At 42.9% G+C, this 19,748-nt stretch carries 17 protein-coding genes; all 17 read left to right on the top strand.

The genetic code is table 11. The features are described from left to right. The first annotated feature begins 20 nt into the window (after positions 1-20). The 17 genes from CQS04_RS03050 to CQS04_RS02975 all read left to right on the top strand — a co-directional run bounded on the left by CQS04_RS03050 (position 21) and on the right by CQS04_RS02975 (position 19,732). Complete coding sequence (locus CQS04_RS03050; protein ID WP_100352718.1) at positions 21-4,334, top strand: PolC-type DNA polymerase III; 4,314 nt, start codon at positions 21-23, stop codon at positions 4,332-4,334. A gap of 124 nt (positions 4,335-4,458) precedes the next feature. Next, positions 4,459-4,932 (top strand): ribosome maturation factor RimP, encoded by a 474-nt coding sequence (gene rimP / locus CQS04_RS03045; protein ID WP_100352717.1) that lies wholly within the window; start codon positions 4,459-4,461, stop codon positions 4,930-4,932. 30 nt (positions 4,933-4,962) lie between these two features. Continuing rightward, on the top strand, positions 4,963-6,090 hold the full coding sequence (gene nusA / locus CQS04_RS03040; RefSeq protein WP_100352716.1) for a transcription termination factor NusA: 1,128 nt from the start codon (positions 4,963-4,965) through the stop codon (positions 6,088-6,090). Positions 6,091-6,109: 19 nt separating this feature from the next. After that, positions 6,110-6,388 carry an RNase P modulator RnpM gene (rnpM, locus tag CQS04_RS03035; protein ID WP_094941666.1) on the top strand — a complete coding sequence of 93 codons (279 nt, stop codon included), beginning with the start codon at positions 6,110-6,112 and terminating at the stop codon, positions 6,386-6,388. Beyond that, positions 6,385-6,705: a YlxQ family RNA-binding protein gene (locus CQS04_RS03030; protein WP_094941667.1), complete on the top strand. Its 321-nt coding sequence runs from the start codon at positions 6,385-6,387 to the stop codon at positions 6,703-6,705. Before rnpM ends, CQS04_RS03030 begins: the two co-directional genes overlap by 4 nt. Positions 6,706-6,709: 4 nt before the next feature. Then, a complete protein-coding gene (gene infB / locus CQS04_RS03025; RefSeq protein WP_100352715.1) occupies positions 6,710-9,082 on the top strand; it encodes a translation initiation factor IF-2 in 2,373 nt (790 codons plus the stop codon). After that, on the top strand, positions 9,079-9,357 hold the full coding sequence (locus CQS04_RS03020) for a DUF503 domain-containing protein (RefSeq protein ID WP_100352714.1): 279 nt from the start codon (positions 9,079-9,081) through the stop codon (positions 9,355-9,357). Before infB ends, CQS04_RS03020 begins: the two co-directional genes overlap by 4 nt. Before the next feature lie 14 nt (positions 9,358-9,371). Then, complete coding sequence (gene rbfA, locus CQS04_RS03015) at positions 9,372-9,716, top strand: 30S ribosome-binding factor RbfA (protein ID WP_094941670.1); 345 nt, start codon at positions 9,372-9,374, stop codon at positions 9,714-9,716. A gap of 50 nt (positions 9,717-9,766) precedes the next feature. Next, positions 9,767-10,699, top strand: coding sequence for a tRNA pseudouridine(55) synthase TruB (truB, locus tag CQS04_RS03010; RefSeq protein WP_100352713.1), 933 nt, complete (start codon positions 9,767-9,769; stop codon positions 10,697-10,699). Further along, positions 10,696-11,640, top strand: coding sequence for a riboflavin biosynthesis protein RibF (gene ribF / locus CQS04_RS03005; protein WP_100352712.1), 945 nt, complete (start codon positions 10,696-10,698; stop codon positions 11,638-11,640). The genes truB and ribF overlap by 4 nt, the downstream gene beginning before the upstream one ends. Positions 11,641-11,761: 121 nt before the next feature. Beyond that, on the top strand, positions 11,762-12,031 hold the full coding sequence (gene rpsO / locus CQS04_RS03000) for a 30S ribosomal protein S15 (RefSeq protein ID WP_094941673.1): 270 nt from the start codon (positions 11,762-11,764) through the stop codon (positions 12,029-12,031). A gap of 144 nt (positions 12,032-12,175) precedes the next feature. Then, entirely contained in the window at positions 12,176-14,287 is a 2,112-nt protein-coding gene (pnp, locus tag CQS04_RS02995; protein WP_100352711.1) for a polyribonucleotide nucleotidyltransferase, read from the top strand. A gap of 12 nt (positions 14,288-14,299) precedes the next feature. Beyond that, positions 14,300-15,565 (top strand): M16 family metallopeptidase, encoded by a 1,266-nt coding sequence (locus CQS04_RS02990; protein ID WP_100352710.1) that lies wholly within the window; start codon positions 14,300-14,302, stop codon positions 15,563-15,565. Positions 15,566-15,726: 161 nt separating this feature from the next. Then, positions 15,727-15,900: a hypothetical protein gene (locus tag CQS04_RS13705; RefSeq protein WP_165775443.1), complete on the top strand. Its 174-nt coding sequence runs from the start codon at positions 15,727-15,729 to the stop codon at positions 15,898-15,900. A 105-nt stretch (positions 15,901-16,005) separates the two neighbouring features. Then, a complete protein-coding gene (locus CQS04_RS02985; RefSeq protein WP_100352709.1) occupies positions 16,006-17,055 on the top strand; it encodes an aspartate-semialdehyde dehydrogenase in 1,050 nt (349 codons plus the stop codon). Continuing rightward, a complete protein-coding gene (gene dapA, locus CQS04_RS02980) occupies positions 17,052-17,960 on the top strand; it encodes a 4-hydroxy-tetrahydrodipicolinate synthase (protein WP_100352708.1) in 909 nt (302 codons plus the stop codon). Before CQS04_RS02985 ends, dapA begins: the two co-directional genes overlap by 4 nt. A 107-nt stretch (positions 17,961-18,067) precedes the next feature. Next, a complete protein-coding gene (locus tag CQS04_RS02975) occupies positions 18,068-19,732 on the top strand; it encodes a ribonuclease J (protein WP_100352707.1) in 1,665 nt (554 codons plus the stop codon). The last annotated feature ends 16 nt before the right edge of the window (positions 19,733-19,748 follow it).

Below are 19,748 nucleotides of genomic sequence, written 5' to 3'. Positions count from 1 at the left end.
TACGGTAAGGAGGGACCCCTATGCAAACCAATCGAATGAAAATGCTCCTTCTATTGCAACAGCTCGAGTTAGAAGAAGATAGCTATAGTGATGCATTTGAAAGTTACGAGCTTGAAAAATTGACTGTACATAAAAAAGATCGCTTATGGAAATTCCGTCTCGTTGGACAACAGGCTCTTCCTGGCCCCATTTTCCGAGAGTTTAAAAAACGTCTAGTCGAACGCTTCAAAGGTATTGCAGTTGTAGATCTAGAGATTCAACTGACAGGACCTTATGATCTTGCTGAGGTGATTCCGGCTTATTGGCTGGACGTCGTTGAATCTTTTTATGAGATGAGTCCTCCTTTGAAGGAGTTACTTGCTTCTCAAACGCCTCAGGTAGAAGGACAACTTGTTCGCGTGAAATGCGCGCAAGAGCTTGAGCTTCGAACTCTTCAAACCAAGTACTTCCCGTCCCTTGCAGGTGCCTATCAAAAACTTGGCATCCACTCGGTCCGGTTTGATTGTGTACTAGAGGAAAATACGGAACAACTTGCTGAAATGCAGCGTCAGTTCTTTGAACAGAAGCGTCAAGAAGAGGAAGAACTCAGCCGTAAAGCCCTCGCTGACCAGATGAATCGAGAACAAAATGCCACAGATGACACTGTGCCTCAAGGACCGTTCCAACTTGGTGTCCAAATTAAGCAGGATGAGCCCGTTGTGGAAATCCGTCGCATCCAAGATGAGGAACGCCGAATTACAATTGAAGGATTTGTATTTGATGTGGAAATCAAAGAACTTCGAAGCGGGCGTTCTTTACTGACAGCGAAAATTACAGACTATACGGATTCAATACTCGTGAAGATGTTCTCAAGAGACAAAGAAGATGTCCAAATGATGGAGCGCCTGAAAAAAGGAATGTGGATTCGCACAAGAGGGTCTGTTCAAAACGATACATTTGTTCGTGATTTGATCATGATGGCGCAAGATATGAATGAAATCCGACCTGAAGTGAAGCAAGATAAAGCGCCTGAAGGACAAAAGCGTGTTGAGCTCCATATGCATTCACCTATGAGTGCGATGGATGCGGTCACTCCGGTTGGAGAATTGATCAAACAAGCGGCCAAATGGGGACATCCTGCAATTGCCATTACGGATCACGGAAATGTCCAGGCGTTTCCTGACGCGTATGCTGCTGGTAAAGCTAACGGTATCAAAGTCATCTATGGATTAGAGGCAAGTTTAGTTCATGATGGCGTTCCCATTGCTTATGAGCCTGTAAATCGAAATCTAGAACATGCGGACTTTATTGTATTTGACGTAGAGACAACGGGACTATCCGCGACTTATGACAAAATCATTGAACTTGCTGCTGTGAAGATACGAGACGGCGCTATAGTAGATAAGTTCGAACGTTTTGTGAATCCGCACCAAACGTTATCTGCTACTACGATTGAATTGACAGGTATTACAGATGACATGGTTCGAGATGCTCCTGAACTCGATCAAGTAGCAAAAGAATTTCATACATTTATTGGAGATGCGATCGTTGTAGCACATAATGCTTCATTCGATATGGGCTTCTTATACGAAGCGTATCGGAAGACAGGAATTGAAACTTCGGATCACCCCGTCATTGATACATTAGAGCTTGCGCGCTTCTTGCATCCTGAAATGAAGAATCACCGTTTAGGAACGCTTGCTAAAAAGTTCAATATCGAACTCACGCAGGCTCACCGAGCCATTTATGACTGCGAGGCTACTGGATATTTACTCTTGCACTTATTAAAAGAAGCAGAGCAGCGAGGAATCACAAATCACAATCAATTAAATGACTATGTCGGTGAAGGCGATGCGTACAAACGAGGAAGGCCTTCGCACTGTACGATTCTCGCAATAAATGATGAAGGTTTAAAAAATCTTTTCCACTTGGTCTCATTATCTCATGTGAAGACATTTTATCGGGTTCCTCGTATCACGCGTTCGACACTTCAAAAATACCGAAAAGGCTTACTGATCGGTTCTGGCTGTGATAAAGGTGAGGTTTTTGAAGGACTGATGCAAAAACCATTAGAACAAGTGGAACAGATTGCAAAGTTCTATGATTACTTAGAAGTCCATCCCAAAGAAGTGTACCAACACCTTATAGAGTTAGAGCTAGTTCGAGATGAATGGAATTTAGAAGACATCATTCGTAAAATGATCAAGCTTGGAAAACGGATAAACAGGCCTGTAGTAGCAACAGGGAATGTGCATTATTTAACAGAAAATGATGCGATTTACCGAAAGATTCTTGTCAGCGGCATGGGAGGAGCGAATCCACTAAACCGTCATGAGCTTCCAAAGGTTCACTTCCGCACGACAGACGAGATGTTAGAAGCATTTGATTTCTTAGGAAAAGAAACAGCGCATCAGATTGTTGTGGAGAACTCCCAAGCCATCGCTAACCGAATCGGTGACGTGAAACCAATTAAAGATGACTTGTTTGCTCCGAAAATTGAAGGGGCAGACGATGAGATTAAAGAGCTTACGTATAGTCGTGCTAAAGAGATTTACGGAGACGAACTTCCTGAAATCGTCTCAGCTCGGATCGAGAAAGAACTGACCTCCATCATCGGACATGGCTTTGGAGTCATCTATCTGATTTCTCATAAGCTTGTTAAAAAATCATTGGATGATGGCTATCTAGTTGGATCCCGTGGATCTGTTGGATCCTCGCTTGTAGCCACCTTGACAGACATCACGGAAGTGAATCCATTACCTCCGCATTATGTCTGTCCAGAATGTAAAAAGTCCGAGTTCTTCCAAGACGGTTCTGTTGGATCAGGTTACGATTTACCGGATAAAGAGTGTCCGGATTGCAACATTCTTTATAAAAAAGATGGGCAAGATATTCCGTTTGAAACGTTTCTTGGATTTAAGGGAGACAAGGTTCCTGATATTGATTTGAACTTTAGTGGAGAATACCAGCCAATTGCGCACAATTACACGAAGGAATTGTTCGGTGAAGACAATGTGTTCCGTGCGGGAACGATAGGAACAGTTGCTGAGAAGACCGCTTACGGCTACGTAAAAGGGTATGCATCTGATCACAATCTGGTGATGCGTGGTGCAGAAGTAGACCGACTAGTGAAAGGCTGTACTGGAGTGAAACGCTCAACAGGGCAACACCCAGGGGGAATCATCGTAGTACCCGATTATATGGATATCTACGATTTCTCGCCAATCCAGTTCCCTGCAGATGCACAGGATTCCAGCTGGAAGACAACTCATTTTGACTTCCACTCCATTCACGATAACTTGCTAAAACTCGATATCCTTGGCCACGATGATCCAACTGTGATTCGTATGTTGCAAGACCTGTCGGGTATTGACCCAAAAACGATTCCAACTGACGACCCTGAAGTGATGAAAATCTTCAGTGGTACAGAGTCTCTTGGAGTCACGCAAGAACAAATCGACTGCAAAACGGGGACGCTCGGGATCCCGGAGTTTGGAACTCGATTTGTAAGACAGATGTTAGAGGAAACAAAGCCTTCTACATTTTCTGAACTCGTACAGATCTCTGGTCTGTCTCACGGAACGGATGTCTGGCTTGGTAACGCACAAGAACTAATTCAAGCAGGAACTTGCCAATTGAGCGATGTGATCGGCTGTCGAGATGACATCATGGTCTACTTGATCTATCAAGGACTTGAACCATCCCTTGCATTTAAAATCATGGAGTCTGTCCGTAAAGGGAAAGGCTTGACACCAGAATTTGAAGAAGAAATGAAAAAGAACAATGTACCAGCATGGTATATCGATTCCTGTAAGAAAATTAAGTATATGTTCCCTAAAGCTCACGCCTCTGCTTATGTATTGATGGCAGTGCGAATCGCGTACTTTAAAGTGCATTTTCCAATCCTTTATTATGCAGCGTACTTTACAGTGCGTGCATCTGATTTTGACTTGCAAGCGATGATCAATGGTTCCCAAACGATTCGCGCACGATTGCAAGAAATCAATTCAAAAGGGTTAGACGCTAGTCCGAAAGAGAAAAGTTTGCTAACGGTCCTAGAAATTGCTTTAGAGATGTCCGAGCGGGGTATCCGCATGCAGAAAGTGGATCTTTATAAATCGAAAGCCACTGAGTTTGTCATTGAAGGCAATACACTGATTCCTCCGTTCAATGCGGTTCCAGGTCTTGGAACAAACGTAGCCCTTCAAATAGTGCGGGCTCGTGAGAACGGTGAATTCTTATCAAAAGAAGATTTACAGCAGCGCGGAAAGGTTTCACGCACGATTATTGACTACTTAGATTCGCTTGGTTGTCTTGACGGGATGCCTGACGCGAATCAATTGTCACTATTTTAGCTACAATTTGCTTCTGATCGCCATATATGGTATGATTGGCATACGAATGGTAGATAACTTTTGCGCAAAGAGTGGGATTTCCCGCTCTTTTCTGTTGTTTAAAGACAAAAGTAAGGAGGATTTTATGCAGGAAATCGTTACAAAAATCGAGCAGATGGTAGCTCCTATCATCGCAGACTTGAACCTTGAACTAGTAGATGTGGAATACGTCAAAGAAGGTAGAGACTGGTTCTTACGAATTTATGTGGATGTTCCAGGTGGCAGCATTGACATAGAACAATGTGCACGTGTCAGCGAGCGTGTAAGCGAAATTTTAGATGAAAAGGATCCCATCAAAGAAAACTATTTCTTAGAAGTATCTTCTCCGGGAGCAGAACGTCCGCTTAAAAAAGAAGAGGATTATGTTCAAGCGGTCGGAGAATATGTATTCTTCAAAACATATGAACCGATTGATGGACGTAAAGAATTTGAAGGAACGCTCCTCAGCTACTCTAAAGATGAGGGTGCTGTAATTGAATACAAGGATAAAACGCGTCGTCGCAAAGTAACGATTCCTCGTGACAAAGTGGCACTTGCGCGTCTAGCAATTGATTTTTAAGCATATTAGGTAAAATAAGGAGTGATTGCTGTGAGCAGCGAACTATTAGATGCCTTAACGGCTCTTGAACAACAAAAAGGAATAAAACGGGATGTACTAATTGAGGCGATTGAGGCGGCTTTAGTTACAGCCTACAAACGCAATTTCAATCAAGCACAAAACGTGCGTGTAGACATCAATCTGGATTCAGGATCTATGATTGTTTATTCTCGCAAAGATGTCGTCGAAGAAGTGGAAGATGAGCGCCTACAAGTATCTCTAGCAGATGCTCAAGTAATCAATCCTCACTACCAAGTGGGTGACGTGATTGAAGAAGAAGTGACTCCGCGAAACTTCGGTCGTATTGCTGCGCAAACAGCTAAACAAGTCGTGACTCAGCGTGTACGTGAAGCAGAGCGCGGTTTAATTTATGAAGAGTATGTAGACCGTGAAGAGGATATCGTTAATGGTATCGTAGAGCGTCTAGATGCACGTAACATTTATGTGGGGCTTGGTAAAGTAGAAGCTGTCCTTCCAACAAATGAGCAGATTCCAACGGAGACATACCGCCCACATGACCGAATCAAAGTATTTATTACAAAAGTAGAGCGTACTACTCGTGGGCCTCAAGTCTTCGTATCTCGTACGCATCCGGGGTTACTTCGTCGTCTTTTTGAGATGGAAGTTCCTGAAATTTATGACGGCATCGTTGAAATCAAATCAATTGCACGTGAAGCGGGAGATCGTTCTAAGATCTCAGTTGTCGCTCATCATGAAGATGTAGATCCAGTGGGTGCCTGTGTAGGTGCTAAAGGAGCTCGCGTTCAAACCATCGTCAATGAACTAGGCGGTGAAAAAATCGACATCGTGGAATGGTCAGAAGATCCTGTACAGTTTGTTGCAAATGCACTAAGCCCTTCTCAAGTATTGGATGTACAAGTAAGCGACGATGACAAATCGACTACTGTAGTCGTACCGGATTTCCAATTGTCTTTAGCTATCGGAAAACGTGGTCAAAATGCACGTCTTGCAGCGAAATTGACAGGATGGAAAATTGATATTAAGAGTGAAACGGACGCTCGTGAGTTAGGAATCTACCCACGCGCATTTGAAGAATCAGTTGAAGAAGATTACGAAGACTTTGAACCACAAGAAGACTTCGATTTCTATAAAGATTAAGTGAAGAAGGTGTCTGCATATGGCAATCCAAAAAAAGATCCCCATGCGTAAATGTGTGGCAACGAATGAAATGTTTCCGAAAAAAGAAATGATTCGTGTTGTGCGGTCAAAAGAAGGAGACGTTTCTGTAGACCCAACAGGCAAAAAGTCAGGCCGCGGAGCCTACTTGTCCAAATCTATAGAGGCTGTGGAAGCAGCCAAAAAGAAAAACTCGTTAGGCAACCAACTTGAAGTAAAGATTCCAGCTGAGATTTATGATGAGCTGATTGTGTTGATTGAGCGTGAAAAACTAAAATGACACTAGAACAACAAATCATCAATCTCATTGGACTTGCTACTCGGGCACGCAAAATTGTCACGGGTGAAGAATTGGTTGTAAGAGAAGTAAGAAGGCAACAAGCAAAGCTTGTCATATTAGCGAACGATGCATCAGCTAATACAGCCAAAAAAGTTACGGATAAGTGTGCATCATTCAACGTTGATTTAGGTGTCTTCGGGAATCGATATGATTTAGGACACGCAACCGGGAAAGAAGCCCGTGTTGTTTTAGCAATTATGGATTATGGTTTTGCGAAAAAATTGGCATCACTAATCAACGAATATAACCGGGGGTGAGCGAATGACGAAAATCAGAGTTCATGAATACGCCAAAAAAATAAATAAATCAAGCAAAGATGTCATTACGGAGCTTGAGAAAATGAACGTGAAAGTAACAAATCACATGTCAACGATTGAACCAGACGCAGTAAAACAACTCGATTCTAAGTTTACAGCAGGATCAAAACCAACTGCAGCAAACAACCAAAACCGTCCACAGGGTCAAGGGCAATCACGTCCGCAAGGCCAAGGACAAAACCGTCCGCAAGGTCAAAGACAAAATCGACCTCAAGGACAAGGCCAAAACCGTCCACAGGGTCAAGGCCAAAATCGTCCACAGGGTCAAGGCCAAAATCGTCCTCAGGGACAAGGACAAAACCGTCCAGCAGCTACGTCATCAACTTCAACACAAGGAGCGAGACCAGCGTCTAATCAAAATCGTCCTCAGGGACAAGGTCAAGGCCAAGGACAAAACCGTCCGCAAAGCCAAAATCGTCCTAACGCAGGTGGCGGAGGCCGTCCAGGCGGTAACCGTGGTGGATTCCAAGGACGTCCAGGTGGCAATCGCCCACACCGTCGTAAAAAGAATTCAACACCAGTTCAACCACCGGTACCACGTAAAGAGCGCGAATTGCCAGCAAAAATCACGTTCACAGAGTCTTTATCTGTTCAAGAACTTTCTAAAAAGCTAGGCAGAGAGCCGGCAGAGCTGATTAAAAAGCTCTTCATGCTCGGTATCATGGCAAACATTAACCAACAGCTAGATAAAGATACAATCGAGCTCATCTGTGCAGATTACGGAGTAGAAGTTGAAGAAGAAATCAAAGTCGACATCACGGATCTAGAAGTGCACTTTGAAAACGAAGAAGAGAATGAAGCGGATTTAAAAGAACGTCCACCAGTTGTTACGATCATGGGTCACGTTGACCACGGGAAAACAACACTTCTAGATTCTATTCGGAATTCAAAAGTTACTTCAGGTGAAGCGGGCGGTATTACACAGCATATAGGTGCTTACCAAGTGACAGATGAAAACGGCAAGAAAATCACATTCTTAGATACACCAGGTCACGCAGCGTTCACCACAATGCGTGCGCGTGGAGCTAAAGTAACAGATTTAACGATATTAGTAGTAGCTGCGGATGATGGCGTGATGCCTCAAACGGTTGAAGCAATCAACCACGCAAAAGCTGCTGAAGTGCCAATTATCGTAGCAGTCAACAAAATGGACAAACCATCTTCAAACCCAGACCGCGTCATGCAAGAACTGACGGAACATGGTCTTGTTCCAGAAGATTGGGGCGGCGACACAATCTTCGTACCAATTTCTGCGCTTAAAGGCGAAGGAATTGATACACTACTCGAAATGGTTCTTCTTGTTTCGGAAGTAGCAGAACTGAAAGCAAACGCAAAACGCAAAGCAATCGGTACAGTAATTGAAGCGCAACTTGATAAAGGTCGCGGTTCTGTTGCAACACTTCTAGTTCAAGATGGAACACTTCGCGTTGGAGATCCAATCGTAGTCGGTCATGCTTACGGACGTGTACGTGCTATGGTCAATGAACTTGGCCGTCGTTTGAAAGAAGCTGGTCCATCGACTCCAGTTGAAATTACAGGGTTAAATGAAGTGCCACAAGCGGGTGACCGCTTCGTAGTATTTGAAGATGAAAAGACGGCTCGTCAAGTTGGGGAGTCTCGTGCTTCTACTGCGATTCAAGAGCAACGATCTGAGAAAACACGTGTCACACTTGATAACTTGTTCGATCAAATGAAGCAAGGTGAAATGAAAGAACTGAACTTAATTGTCAAAGCAGACGTTCAAGGTACGGTTGAAGCGATGGCTGCTGCTTTAATGAAAATTGAAGTGGAAGGCGTTAATGTGCGAATCATTCACACAGGCGCTGGGGCTATCACGGAATCAGATATTTCACTTGCTGCTGCATCGAACGCTATCGTCATTGGATTCAACGTGCGTCCAGATACGAATGCTAAACGTGCTGCGGAAGAAGAAGGCGTAGACATTCGCTTGCACCGCATCATTTATAAAGTAATTGAAGAAATCGAATATGCTATGAAAGGTCTTTTAGATCCTGAATTCGAAGAAAAAATTATTGGGCAAGCAGAAGTTCGTGAGACATTCAAAGTATCTAAAGTGGGTACGATTGCCGGTTCTTACGTAACTGAAGGGAAAATCACACGTGATTCGGGAGTTCGAGTCATCCGTGACGGTATCGTTATCTTTGAGGGTGAGCTAGATACTTTGAAGCGCTTCAAAGACGATGCTAAAGAAGTGGCTCGTGGATACGAGTGTGGTATTACCATCAAAGGATTTAATGATGTGAAGGAAGGCGACATCATCGAAGCCTACATCATGCAAGAAATCGTACGTAAATGATCCTTTATCTCGAGTGTGAATTTATTTTGCCACATGTACACACCCTAAAAGAGAAACGGGCTGTACTGCAGCGAATGCTGAAACGCACGAGTCAAAAATACAATGTGGCTGTCAGTGAACTAGATTACCAGGACCTTTGGCAGCGCACAAAGCTTGGAATCGTGACGGTCTCATCGGACCGTCGCCATTCAGAGCGAGAACTGCATTATGTTCTAAACTTTTTAGAATCGAACTCGGAATGGGAGTGCCTGTCGTACACTATTCACGAGCTGTAATTGAGGTGAAGATTATGTCGACAAGATCAAATCGAGTAGCTGAACAAATGAAGAAAGAAATCGCGGATATCCTGAAACGAAAAGTGAAGGATCCACGTGTAGAATTTGTTACAGTAACAGATGTGGAAGTGACAGGAGACTTGCAACAAGCGACGGTATATGTAACTGTACTGGAGCAGCAAGTCAAACAAGCGGAAGCGTTAAAAGGCTTAGAGAAAGCGAAAGGGATTGTGCGTTCTGAAGTCGGGAAGCGCATTCGCTTACGCAAGACACCGGAACTTGCATTCCAAATCGATGAATCGATTGCGTACGGAAATCATATTGATGATCTGTTACGCAAACTAAATCAGCAAGATTAGTCTGAAGCCTGCCTCCACTCGAGGCAGGCTTTTTTGCAAGGAGAGAGAGTATGGCTGAATTTGAAGGAATTCTTCCTTTATGGAAAGAGGCAGGTATGACCTCGCATGATTGTGTCTTTAAACTACGGAAATTGTTGAAGATGAAGCGCATCGGTCACACCGGTACATTAGATCCGGATGTAGAAGGCGTATTGCCTATTTGCTTAGGCCAAGCAACGAAGGTAGCCGAATATGTCATGGCACAAGGGAAGTCGTATAGAACAGTGGTCTCACTAGGAATCTCCACTACCACTGAGGATGCATCTGGAGAAATCGTAGATCAAGTGACAGCTCCATTTTCAATCACAAAAGAACAACTGCAACAAGCCTGTAAACAACTCACAGGAACCATCATTCAGACACCCCCTATGTATTCTGCTGTTAAAGTTGACGGTCGCCGTCTCTATGAATATGCACGGGAAGGAAAAGTCATCGACCGACCAAGCCGTGAAGTAACTATTCACCAACTAGATCTAGTGGAAGTTCCTGATACATGGACGGGAGAAACCATCGATTTCACCATTGATGTTAGCTGTAGCAAAGGAACCTACATCCGTACTTTAGCTGTTCAGTTCGGTGACATCTTTGGAGTACCGGCTCATATGAAAAAACTAGTGCGGACGAAAGCAGGTGGCTTCAACTCTGAAGAAGCAAAGACTCTCTCAGAGCTTTCAGAGATGCTCGAGAACGAAACATTTAGTAGCGTATTGCAGCCTATTGAACGTGCTCTTGAACAGTGGCCTTATCATGAAATACCGGAAGAACTGGAAAAAGCTTTTTCAAACGGCCAAGTACTTCCCGCACACACGGACCTTGAGTTTCATGATAAAATTGTAGTTGGAAAACAAGGCGTTGCGCATGCTGTATACCGGGCGCATCCTGAGAAACCTGGTTTCATGAAGCCTGAAAAAATGTTTATACGTTCGGAGATGGAAAACTCATGAAGGTTCATCATATTACGTATCCATCCAAACTGCCGATTCCAGATGAAGCAGGCTACGCACTGGCCGTCGGATTTTTTGATGGATTACATAAAGGGCATCAACAATTGATAAATGAAGCAATCCGTTCTTCACAGGAGAACCATTTGAGAGCTGCTGTGATGACGTTTGATCCTCACCCTTCTGTCGTTCTTGGAGGGAAAAAAGAAGACATATTTTATATTACACCTCTAAATCAAAAGCTTGAGCTGCTAGAACAGCAAGGAGTCGATGACGTCTTTGTTGTGCGTTTTACTTCTAATTTCGCAAGCTTGACGCCTGAAGCTTTTATTCAACAATTTGTTTTAGATTTAAACGTCAAACATGTTATTGCTGGCTTCGATTTCTCGTTTGGTGCTTTTGGTAAAGGCAACATGGAGCTGATGAAAAAGTATGCATCTGACAATCTTGAAGTGACGGTCATACCAAAATTCACAAAAGATGAGGAAAAAGTAAGTTCGACTCGGATTCGTAATGAACTTAAAGCTGGGAATATGCAATTGGTATGCGACTTGCTTGGTCGACCGTTTCAGCTGGATGGCGTCGTTGTTCACGGGGATAAACGTGGGCGGACGATACAGTTCCCTACTGCTAATGTAGAACCAGATGAAGGACAGTTTATCCCGGCAGTTGGTGTTTATGCAGTCCGGATGCAAGTACAAGATGAGTGGTTTGATGGAGTCTGCAATGTAGGGTACAAACCGACAGTCCAAAACAGCCAGAAAGTCTCTATCGAAGTCCATTTGTTTGATTTCAATCGTGACATTTACGGAGAACAAGTTCGCATTCACTGGTATGAACCAATCCGTAAAGAACAGAAGTTTCCATCTTTAGAGGCATTGAAAGAACAGATTGCTAAAGACAAGGACCAAGCCATCGCTTATTTGGCAGCTCGTCCCTTGTAATAGGAATAGCAGTCTGCTATAATAAGTCAGTACGTCTTGTACTAAACCTTATCTTGGCTTTTCGATTCTCCAACGATTGCTCGGGTACAGGGGATATATCTATTATTAGGAGGAAACCAACATGGCAATTACAAAAGAACGTAAGAATGAACTAATCACTGAGTACCGCACTCACGAGAGTGATACTGGATCACCAGAAATCCAAATCGCAATGCTTACTGAAGAGATCAACTCTTTAAACGAGCACTTACGCACTCACAAAAAAGATCACCACTCACGTCGCGGTCTTTTCAAAATGGTTGGACGTCGTCGTAACCTTTTGAAATACCTTCGTGAAACTGAAGTTCAACGTTACCGTGAATTGATTGCAAAATTAGGCTTACGCCGCTAATTCGAATATTCAATTTAGTAGACTCAACTTGTGATACAGGTTGAGTCTTTCTGCTAATAGAAAGTTGTTTTCATGCAGTGTAGGAGTTTGATACACTACAAGAGGATACATATCATAGATTTGTATGGTGAGAGGAGTACACAAATGACCGAAAAGAAAACGTATACGTATGAATGGGCAGGTCGTCCATTAACTATTGAGGTAGGCCAATTAGCTAAACAAGCGAACGGTGCAGCTCTAGTGCGTTATGGTGACACTACGGTGTTATCAACTGCAACTGCTTCAAAACAACCAAAAAATTTAGATTTCTTCCCATTAACAGTGAATTATGAGGAAAAATTATATGCTGTCGGTAAAATTCCTGGCGGCTTTATTAAGCGAGAAGGTCGTCCATCGGAGCGTGCTATTTTAACAAGCCGTCTTATTGACCGACCAATTCGTCCTCTATTTGCAGACGGCTTCCGTAATGAGGTACAAGTAATCTCAATCGTGATGTCTGTTGATCAAGACTGCTCTTCTGAGATGGCTGCTATGCTTGGGTCTTCATTAGCCCTGTCGATTTCAGATGTTCCGTTTGAAGGTCCTATTGCAGGTGTTCAAGTAGGTTATGTGAATGGTGAATTTGTCATCAATCCAACTACTGAACAAATGGAAGAGTCTTTAATGGATCTTGTTGTTGCTGGTACTAAAGACGCGATCAACATGGTAGAAGCAGGAGCTAAAGAAGTTTCTGAAGAAATCATGTTAGAAGCTATTATGTTCGGTCACGAAGAAATTAAGAAATTAATTGCTTTCCAAGAGCAGATTGTTGCAGAAATCGGAAAACCGAAAACAGAAGTCACATTGTACCAATTGAATGAAGATATCGTTGCAAAAGTCCGTGAACTGGCTGAAGTTGAAGTCAACACGGCTGTACAAGTTGCTGAAAAAGCAGCTCGTGACGAAGCAATCAATGAAGTACGTACTCGCGTGATTGAAACGTTTGAAGCGGAAGAAGCAGATGACGATACATTGAAACAAGTTCGTCAAACAGTAGATATGCTCGTTAAAGAAGAAGTTCGCCGCTTGATCACGGAAGAAAAAGTACGTCCAGACGGTCGTAAACAAGATGAGATTCGTCCGCTTTCTTCTGAAGTAGGTGTTCTTCCTCGTACTCATGGTTCAGGTCTATTCACTCGTGGACAAACACAAGCACTTAGCATTTGTACATTAGGGCCACTAGGTGATGTACAAATCATCGACGGTTTAGGTGTAGAAGAGTCAAAACGTTTCATGCATCATTACAACTTCCCACTATTCAGCGTTGGGGAAACAGGCCCAATTCGTGCTCCAGGTCGTCGTGAAATCGGTCACGGTGCTCTAGGTGAACGTGCTTTAGAAGCAGTCATTCCAGACGAAGAGACATTCCCATACACGATGCGTCTTGTATCAGAAGTTTTGGAGTCTAATGGATCGACTTCACAAGCAAGTATCTGTGCATCTACCCTTGCTATGATGGATGCTGGAGTTCCAATCAAGGCGCCAGTAGCTGGTATCGCAATGGGACTTATTAAAAAAGGTGAACACTACACGGTGTTAACGGATATTCAAGGTATGGAAGATCACCTTGGAGATATGGACTTTAAAGTAGCTGGAACAGCTGAAGGTGTTACAGCACTTCAAATGGACATTAAAATTGATGGCTTGTCTCGTGACATTCTTCAAGAAGCTTTAGAACAAGCGAAAAAAGGGCGTCTACAGATTTTGGAGAGCATGCTTGCTACATTACCAGAATCTCGAAACAAGCTTTCTAAATATGCACCAAAAATCGATGTGATCAAAATCAATCCGGATAAGATTCGTGATGTAATCGGACCGGGTGGTAAAGTGATCAACAAGATCATCGATGAAACAGGTGTCAAAATTGATACTGAACAAGACGGCACGATTTACATCGCTTCTGCAGATGAAGAAATGATTGCAAAAGCACGTGGCATGATTGAGAACATCGTTCGTGTAGCTGTTGTAGGTGAATACTATCTAGGTAAAGTAAAACGCATTGAGAAATTCGGTGCTTTCTTAGAGATTTTCCCAGGTAAAGACGGATTACTGCATATTTCTGAAATTCAAGAAGAGCGTACAAAAACAGTGGAAGACGTCTTGAAAATGGGCGACGAACTTCTCGTAAAAGTTATCGAAATCGATAATCAAGGCCGTGTAAACTTGTCACGTAAAGTAGTCTTGAAAGAAGAGAAAGAACGCGCTGAACAAAACTAATACCCGAGCTGCATGCCTAGGCATGCAGCTTTTATAGTCATTGAGAAAGGTCGTATCAACATGAAGAAACAGACACTCAAAAACGGCGTGCGCGTCGTTGTTCACCCCATGAACCATACTCGCTCCGTATCCATTGGTGTTTGGGTTGAAGTCGGCTCGCGTTATGAGACTCCGGAGCAAGCGGGAATGGCTCATTTTATTGAGCACATGCTGTTTAAAGGAACCACGACTCGTTCTGCAAAAGACTTAGCGATTGCCTTTGATAGAATTGGGGGCAACAGCAATGCCTACACTTCGAAAGAGCAGACGTGTTATTACACTCGTGTATTAGATCGCTATGCAGTCCAAGCGATTGATTTGCTCTCCGATATGCTGTGGAATTCTGTCTTTGATCCTGAAGAGATGGAACGCGAGAAACAAGTCATAGCGGAAGAGATTCATATGGTGGAAGATACACCAGATGATTGTGTACATGAATATTTGTGGGAAACGATTTATCAGTCGCATCCATTAGCACAGCCTATTTTAGGAACTCAGGAGACGGTAGCTTCTTTTACTCGAGATCAAGTTGTGGATTTCTATAAAAAAGCCTATCACCCGTCACGGGTGATCATCTCGATTGCAGGAAATATCGACGAGGCGCTAATCAAACATGTAAAGGCGCAGTTTGGAACACCTACTTGGGATTCACAGGAATTACCTGCCATCACTCCAGGGACGTTTCATGTAGGAGAGATTCAAAAAGAACGTGAGATCGAACAGGTCCATGTAACTCTTGCCTGGCCATCTCCGTCTGTTTTAGATTCCGATATCTATGCAATTGTTTTATTGCAGACGATGTTAGGAGGTTCCATGTCCTCACGATTGTTCCAATCAATTCGTGAAGAGAAGGGACTCGCCTATTCAATTTATTGTTACCAAACTTCGTATGTAGACGGCGGAGTATTCGCCATTTACGGAGGGACTTCTAAAGATCAGTTGAACGAATTGCTAGAAGCCGTCCACGAATGCTTAGTGGAAGTAGCAACTAAAGGATTTACTGAAGAAGAACTTGAAGATGCTAAGACGCAGATTGAAGCCAATCTCTACCTTTCACTTGAGAGTTCGACCACCTGGATGAATCGTCTGGCTCGCAATGAAATCCTCTACGGGACACAACAGGACGTAGAATCGTATTTAGAGAAGTACCGAGCAGTTATTTGTGAAGATATTCTGAGAGTGAGTCAGATGTTTTCAAATAAGCCTGCTAAATCCATCATTCAACCTTATTCATCCTAAAATCATGAAACTCCTCTCACTTCTATTCATATAGTAGAAGGTAAGGGGGGTTTTATGCGTTTATCCGAGCTTGTGCGAAAAGAATTAGTAGGTATGAAAGATGGGAAAAAATACGGCTTGCTTCAGCATGCAGAGTTGGTGCAGATGAGCGTTATAAATTTTTGTCGGCAGAATTACAATGTCGAGGATACGATGTAGCGTACTTTTCGGATTGGACTACTTTTTTAAATGCAACAGATCCAAAAGCAGAAATCGAAACTTCTAAAATTGCTGATACCGTTGTAGAAGCAATTGAAGGGCGACAACTGCAACCCTTGTTCATATCTTACATGTAATCCCTTTCAAAATATAATTCATAGTAATAATTATTTAATCTAGTGAATTATCATACGGATTGTGTTACAATATCGCCATTATGAATGCAGGAAGGGGAAAACCACATGAGCAAGAACTTTGTTGTCGCTATTGTTGGAGCGACTGGAGCTGTAGGACAGAAAATAGCAGAGAAATTAGTTGAGAGGAACTTTCCCTACTCTGACATTAAACTACTTGCATCTAAGCGTTCTGCAGGTCAACAAGTCACTTTAAATGATACAAACTATACAATCGAAGAAGCAACTCCTGAAGCTTTCGAAGGAGTCAATTTTGCTTTCTTCTCAGCTGGAGGCGATGTATCCCGCCAGCTGGCGAAAGAAGCTGCGGATAGAGGTGCGGTTGTTATTGATAATACAAGTGCGTTTCGTATGGACCCGGACACGCCACTTGTTGTACCTGAAGTAAATCCAACTGCTCTTCAACAGCATGCTGGAATCATAGCAAATCCGAACTGCTCGACGATTCAAATGGTTTGTGTGTTAGAACCACTTCGTCAAAGAGCTGGTCTGAAAAAGGTAATCGTCTCGACGTACCAAGCCGTTTCAGGTTCAGGTGCTGCAGCAATCGATGAGTTGAAGAAAGAAAGCCGGGACTTTTTGCAAAAAGAGCCTGATCCTCAAGTGCTACCGGTAAAGAGTCAACCGAAGCATTATCCGATTGCTGGAAATTTACTACCTCAAATCGATGTGTTTGAAGAAAACGGCTTTACGTTCGAAGAAATGAAAATGATCAATGAAACGAAAAAAATCTTGTCTATGCCAGAGCTTCCTGTAGCAGCGACATGCGTCCGTGTTCCGGTTGTGACAGGACATTCAGAATCACTGTATGTAGAAACGGAAGAGGAACTTTCCCTAGCTGAGATTCGAGACATTTTAAGTTCTGCAGAAGGCGTGGTCCTTCAAGATAACCCAGCACAACAATTGTATCCGATGCCGCTTTATGCAGAAGACACAGACCCTGTTTTTGTAGGGCGAATCCGAAAAGACTTGCACGAGAAAACAGGGATTCATCTTTGGGTCGTATCGGATAATTTATTAAAAGGGGCTGCACTGAACTCCATTCAAATCGCAGAAAAAATGGTAGAGATGCAGCTAGTTAGTGGGGTGTCACAGTGAATTTAGGAACGGTATCTACTGCCCTTGTCACACCGTTTACAGCACAGGGAGCCGTAGATTATGATCAATTGCAAGAACTTGTGCGTCATCTACTTGCAACGGGTTCTGAAAGTCTCGTAGTCAATGGAACAACAGGAGAATCTCCAGTTCTCTCTCATGAAGAGAAACTGGCTGTGATTCAAGCGGTCGTCAAGGAAGCGTACGGAAAAGTTCCTGTTATTGCAGGTACGGGCTCTAACAACACAGCTCAGACGATTGCATTTACAAAAGAAGTAGAAGCTTTAGGAGTCGATGGCTGCATGGTCGTCGTCCCGTATTACAACAAACCGAACCAGCGCAGCTTAGTCGCTCACTTTACTGCAATTGCTGACAACGCAGAAAAACCTTTAATGCTGTATAACATCCCTGGCAGATCCGTTGTCAACATGACAACAGAAACAACGTCTATTTTGAGTGAGCACCCAAAGATTCAGTGGATGAAAGAAGCCAGTGGCGATCTGGAACAAATTGCAGAAGTGATGTCAAAATCTTCGACTGGACTGTCAGTATACAGTGGAGATGATGGGTTGACGCTCCCACTTTATACGATTGGGGCAGCGGGAATCATCTCCGTTGCATCCCATATTGTAGGGAATGACATGCAACAAATGCTTCAAGCATTTAGAGAAGGTCAGCATGAGAAAGCTGCGAACTACCACAAGTTGCTGTTACCGGTATTCAATCAGCTGTTTACAGCGCCGAACCCGACAGTTGTCAAATATGCATTATCGAAACTTCATGGATTTTCGGACACGGTCCGTCTCCCATTGCTGACACTGACAGAGTCCGAGAAAGCACAATTTGATCATGTATGGGCCGACTTTACTGAAAAACGGAATAACTTGCTAAACACCTACAAAGACTGAGGAAACTCAGTCTTTTTTCTATGCCGCCAATACTTTCTAAAAACGGGTGAGTAGGCTATAATGAAATTTAGTGAGAAGGTACGGGTACTTATTTAGGAGGAAATCAATTGAAAACAGTTAACGAAACGATTAAAGTCATTCCACTCGGTGGAGTTGGAGAAATTGGAAAGGCGATGTATGTTGTCGAAATCGATGATGAGATCTTCGTAGTCGACAGCGGATTATTATTTCCTGAAAATGAAATGCTCGGGATTGATATCGTCATTCCAGACTTAACGTATTTAGAAGAAAACAAAGACCGTGTGAAAGGAATCTTTTTAACACATGGTCATGAAGATGCAATCGGTTCGATTGCGTATTTATTGCAAAAAATTTCGGCTCCAGTTTATGGGTCTAAGTTGACCATTGCTCTAGCTAAGACACATCTAAAAGAGTTAAAACCAAAGCAACCGGTAAAATTCTTTGAAGTAACGAATGCAAGTCGCATGAATTTTAACCGCACTCATGTGACGTTCTTCCATGTGACACATAGTATTCCAGATACATTAGGAATTGTGTTCCACACTTCAGAAGGACCGATTGTTTATACAAGTGAATTTAAGTTCGATCAATCTGCACAAGGCAAGTATGCTCCGGACCTTGCTAAATTAGCTTTACTAGGTGAGCAAGGCGTGTTTATGTTACTTTCAGATTCTACAGAAGCAGAACGCCCTGGCTATACAACGTCTGAGACTGTGATTGCGAATCAGTTATCCGAGACATTTTATGCTGCTAAAGGCCGCGTCATTGTAGCTCTTTACGCATCGAACTTTATCCGTATTCAACAGGTGTTAGACAAAGCAAAAGAAACAGGGAAGAAAGTTGCGTTTGCAGGGAAGACTCTAGAGACGACAATGAAAATTGCAATTGACCTTGGCTATATGGAAGTAGGCGAGGATGTCTTAATTCCTTTAAAAGAAACGACAACCGTTGACGAAGACAATCTCGTCATCATTGTATCGGGTACACAAGGGGAGCCACTTGAAGCGTTAGAGAAGATGGTTCGTAAACAACACCGTGAAGTGAAAATCAATGAAAACGATACCGTGTTGATTACCTTTACTCCATCACCAGGTATGGAAGTGAGCATGTATCATACAATGAACAACATTGCTAAAGCTGGTGCTCGTGTATTAACTTCTGCAAAAAATGTCCACGTATCAGGTCACGGTAGTCAAGAAGATTTGAAGATGATGATCAACTTCTTAAAACCGAAGTATTTTATTCCTGTACAAGGAGAGTACCGTATGCTAATTGCGCACTCAAAGCTTGCGCAACAGACAGGCATGCAAAAATCTCAGATCTTTATCGCTGATAAAGGAGATATTGTTGAATTTAAAAATGGCAAAGTACGTATGAGCGGCCGTGTTACAGCAGGTAACGTTCTTATTGACGGTATTGGAGTCGGTGATGTTGGAAATATCGTACTTCGTGACCGCAAATTACTTTCACAGGACGGTATCTTCATCGTTGTAGTAACACTTGATCGTAAAAAGCGTAAAATTGCATCTGGACCTGAAGTATTGTCTCGTGGATTCGTATATGTCCGTGAATCAGAAGAATTGCTTCAAGAAGCACAGCAAAAAGTAAAAGCTGTTGTAGAGAAGTACACGGAAAAAGAATCTTTTGAGTGGACGAACATCAAACAAGAGATTCGCGACACATTGCATTCGTACTTGTTCCAACAGACGAAAAGACGACCAATGATTATTCCAATTATTATGGAATATTAAAAAAGATAGGGTTTCC

This window comes from Chryseomicrobium excrementi (assembly GCF_002798305.1).
Lineage (GTDB): Bacteria > Bacillota > Bacilli > Bacillales_A > Planococcaceae > Chryseomicrobium > Chryseomicrobium excrementi.
Note: the sequence above shows the minus strand (reverse complement) of the source record. Positions and strands in the feature narration are given on the sequence as shown.

Bases quoted from the DNA above. Each gene is read 5' to 3' on its own strand.
- CQS04_RS02990 (WP_100352710.1), top strand. From the start codon at position 14,300: ATGCCTAGGCATGCAGCTTTTATAGTCATTGAGAAAGGTCGTATCAAC.
- CQS04_RS03050 (WP_100352718.1), top strand. From the start codon at position 21: ATGCAAACCAATCGAATGAAAATGCTCCTTCTATTGCAACAGCTCGAG.
- pnp (WP_100352711.1), top strand. From the start codon at position 12,176: ATGACCGAAAAGAAAACGTATACGTATGAATGGGCAGGTCGTCCATTA.
- rimP (WP_100352717.1), top strand. From the start codon at position 4,459: ATGCAGGAAATCGTTACAAAAATCGAGCAGATGGTAGCTCCTATCATC.
- rpsO (WP_094941673.1), top strand. From the start codon at position 11,762: ATGGCAATTACAAAAGAACGTAAGAATGAACTAATCACTGAGTACCGC.
- truB (WP_100352713.1), top strand. From the start codon at position 9,767: ATGGCTGAATTTGAAGGAATTCTTCCTTTATGGAAAGAGGCAGGTATG.
- CQS04_RS03020 (WP_100352714.1), top strand. From the start codon at position 9,079: ATGATCCTTTATCTCGAGTGTGAATTTATTTTGCCACATGTACACACC.
- ribF (WP_100352712.1), top strand. From the start codon at position 10,696: ATGAAGGTTCATCATATTACGTATCCATCCAAACTGCCGATTCCAGAT.
- rbfA (WP_094941670.1), top strand. From the start codon at position 9,372: ATGTCGACAAGATCAAATCGAGTAGCTGAACAAATGAAGAAAGAAATC.
- rnpM (WP_094941666.1), top strand. From the start codon at position 6,110: ATGGCAATCCAAAAAAAGATCCCCATGCGTAAATGTGTGGCAACGAAT.
- infB (WP_100352715.1), top strand. From the start codon at position 6,710: ATGACGAAAATCAGAGTTCATGAATACGCCAAAAAAATAAATAAATCA.
- CQS04_RS02985 (WP_100352709.1), top strand. From the start codon at position 16,006: ATGAGCAAGAACTTTGTTGTCGCTATTGTTGGAGCGACTGGAGCTGTA.
- CQS04_RS03030 (WP_094941667.1), top strand. From the start codon at position 6,385: ATGACACTAGAACAACAAATCATCAATCTCATTGGACTTGCTACTCGG.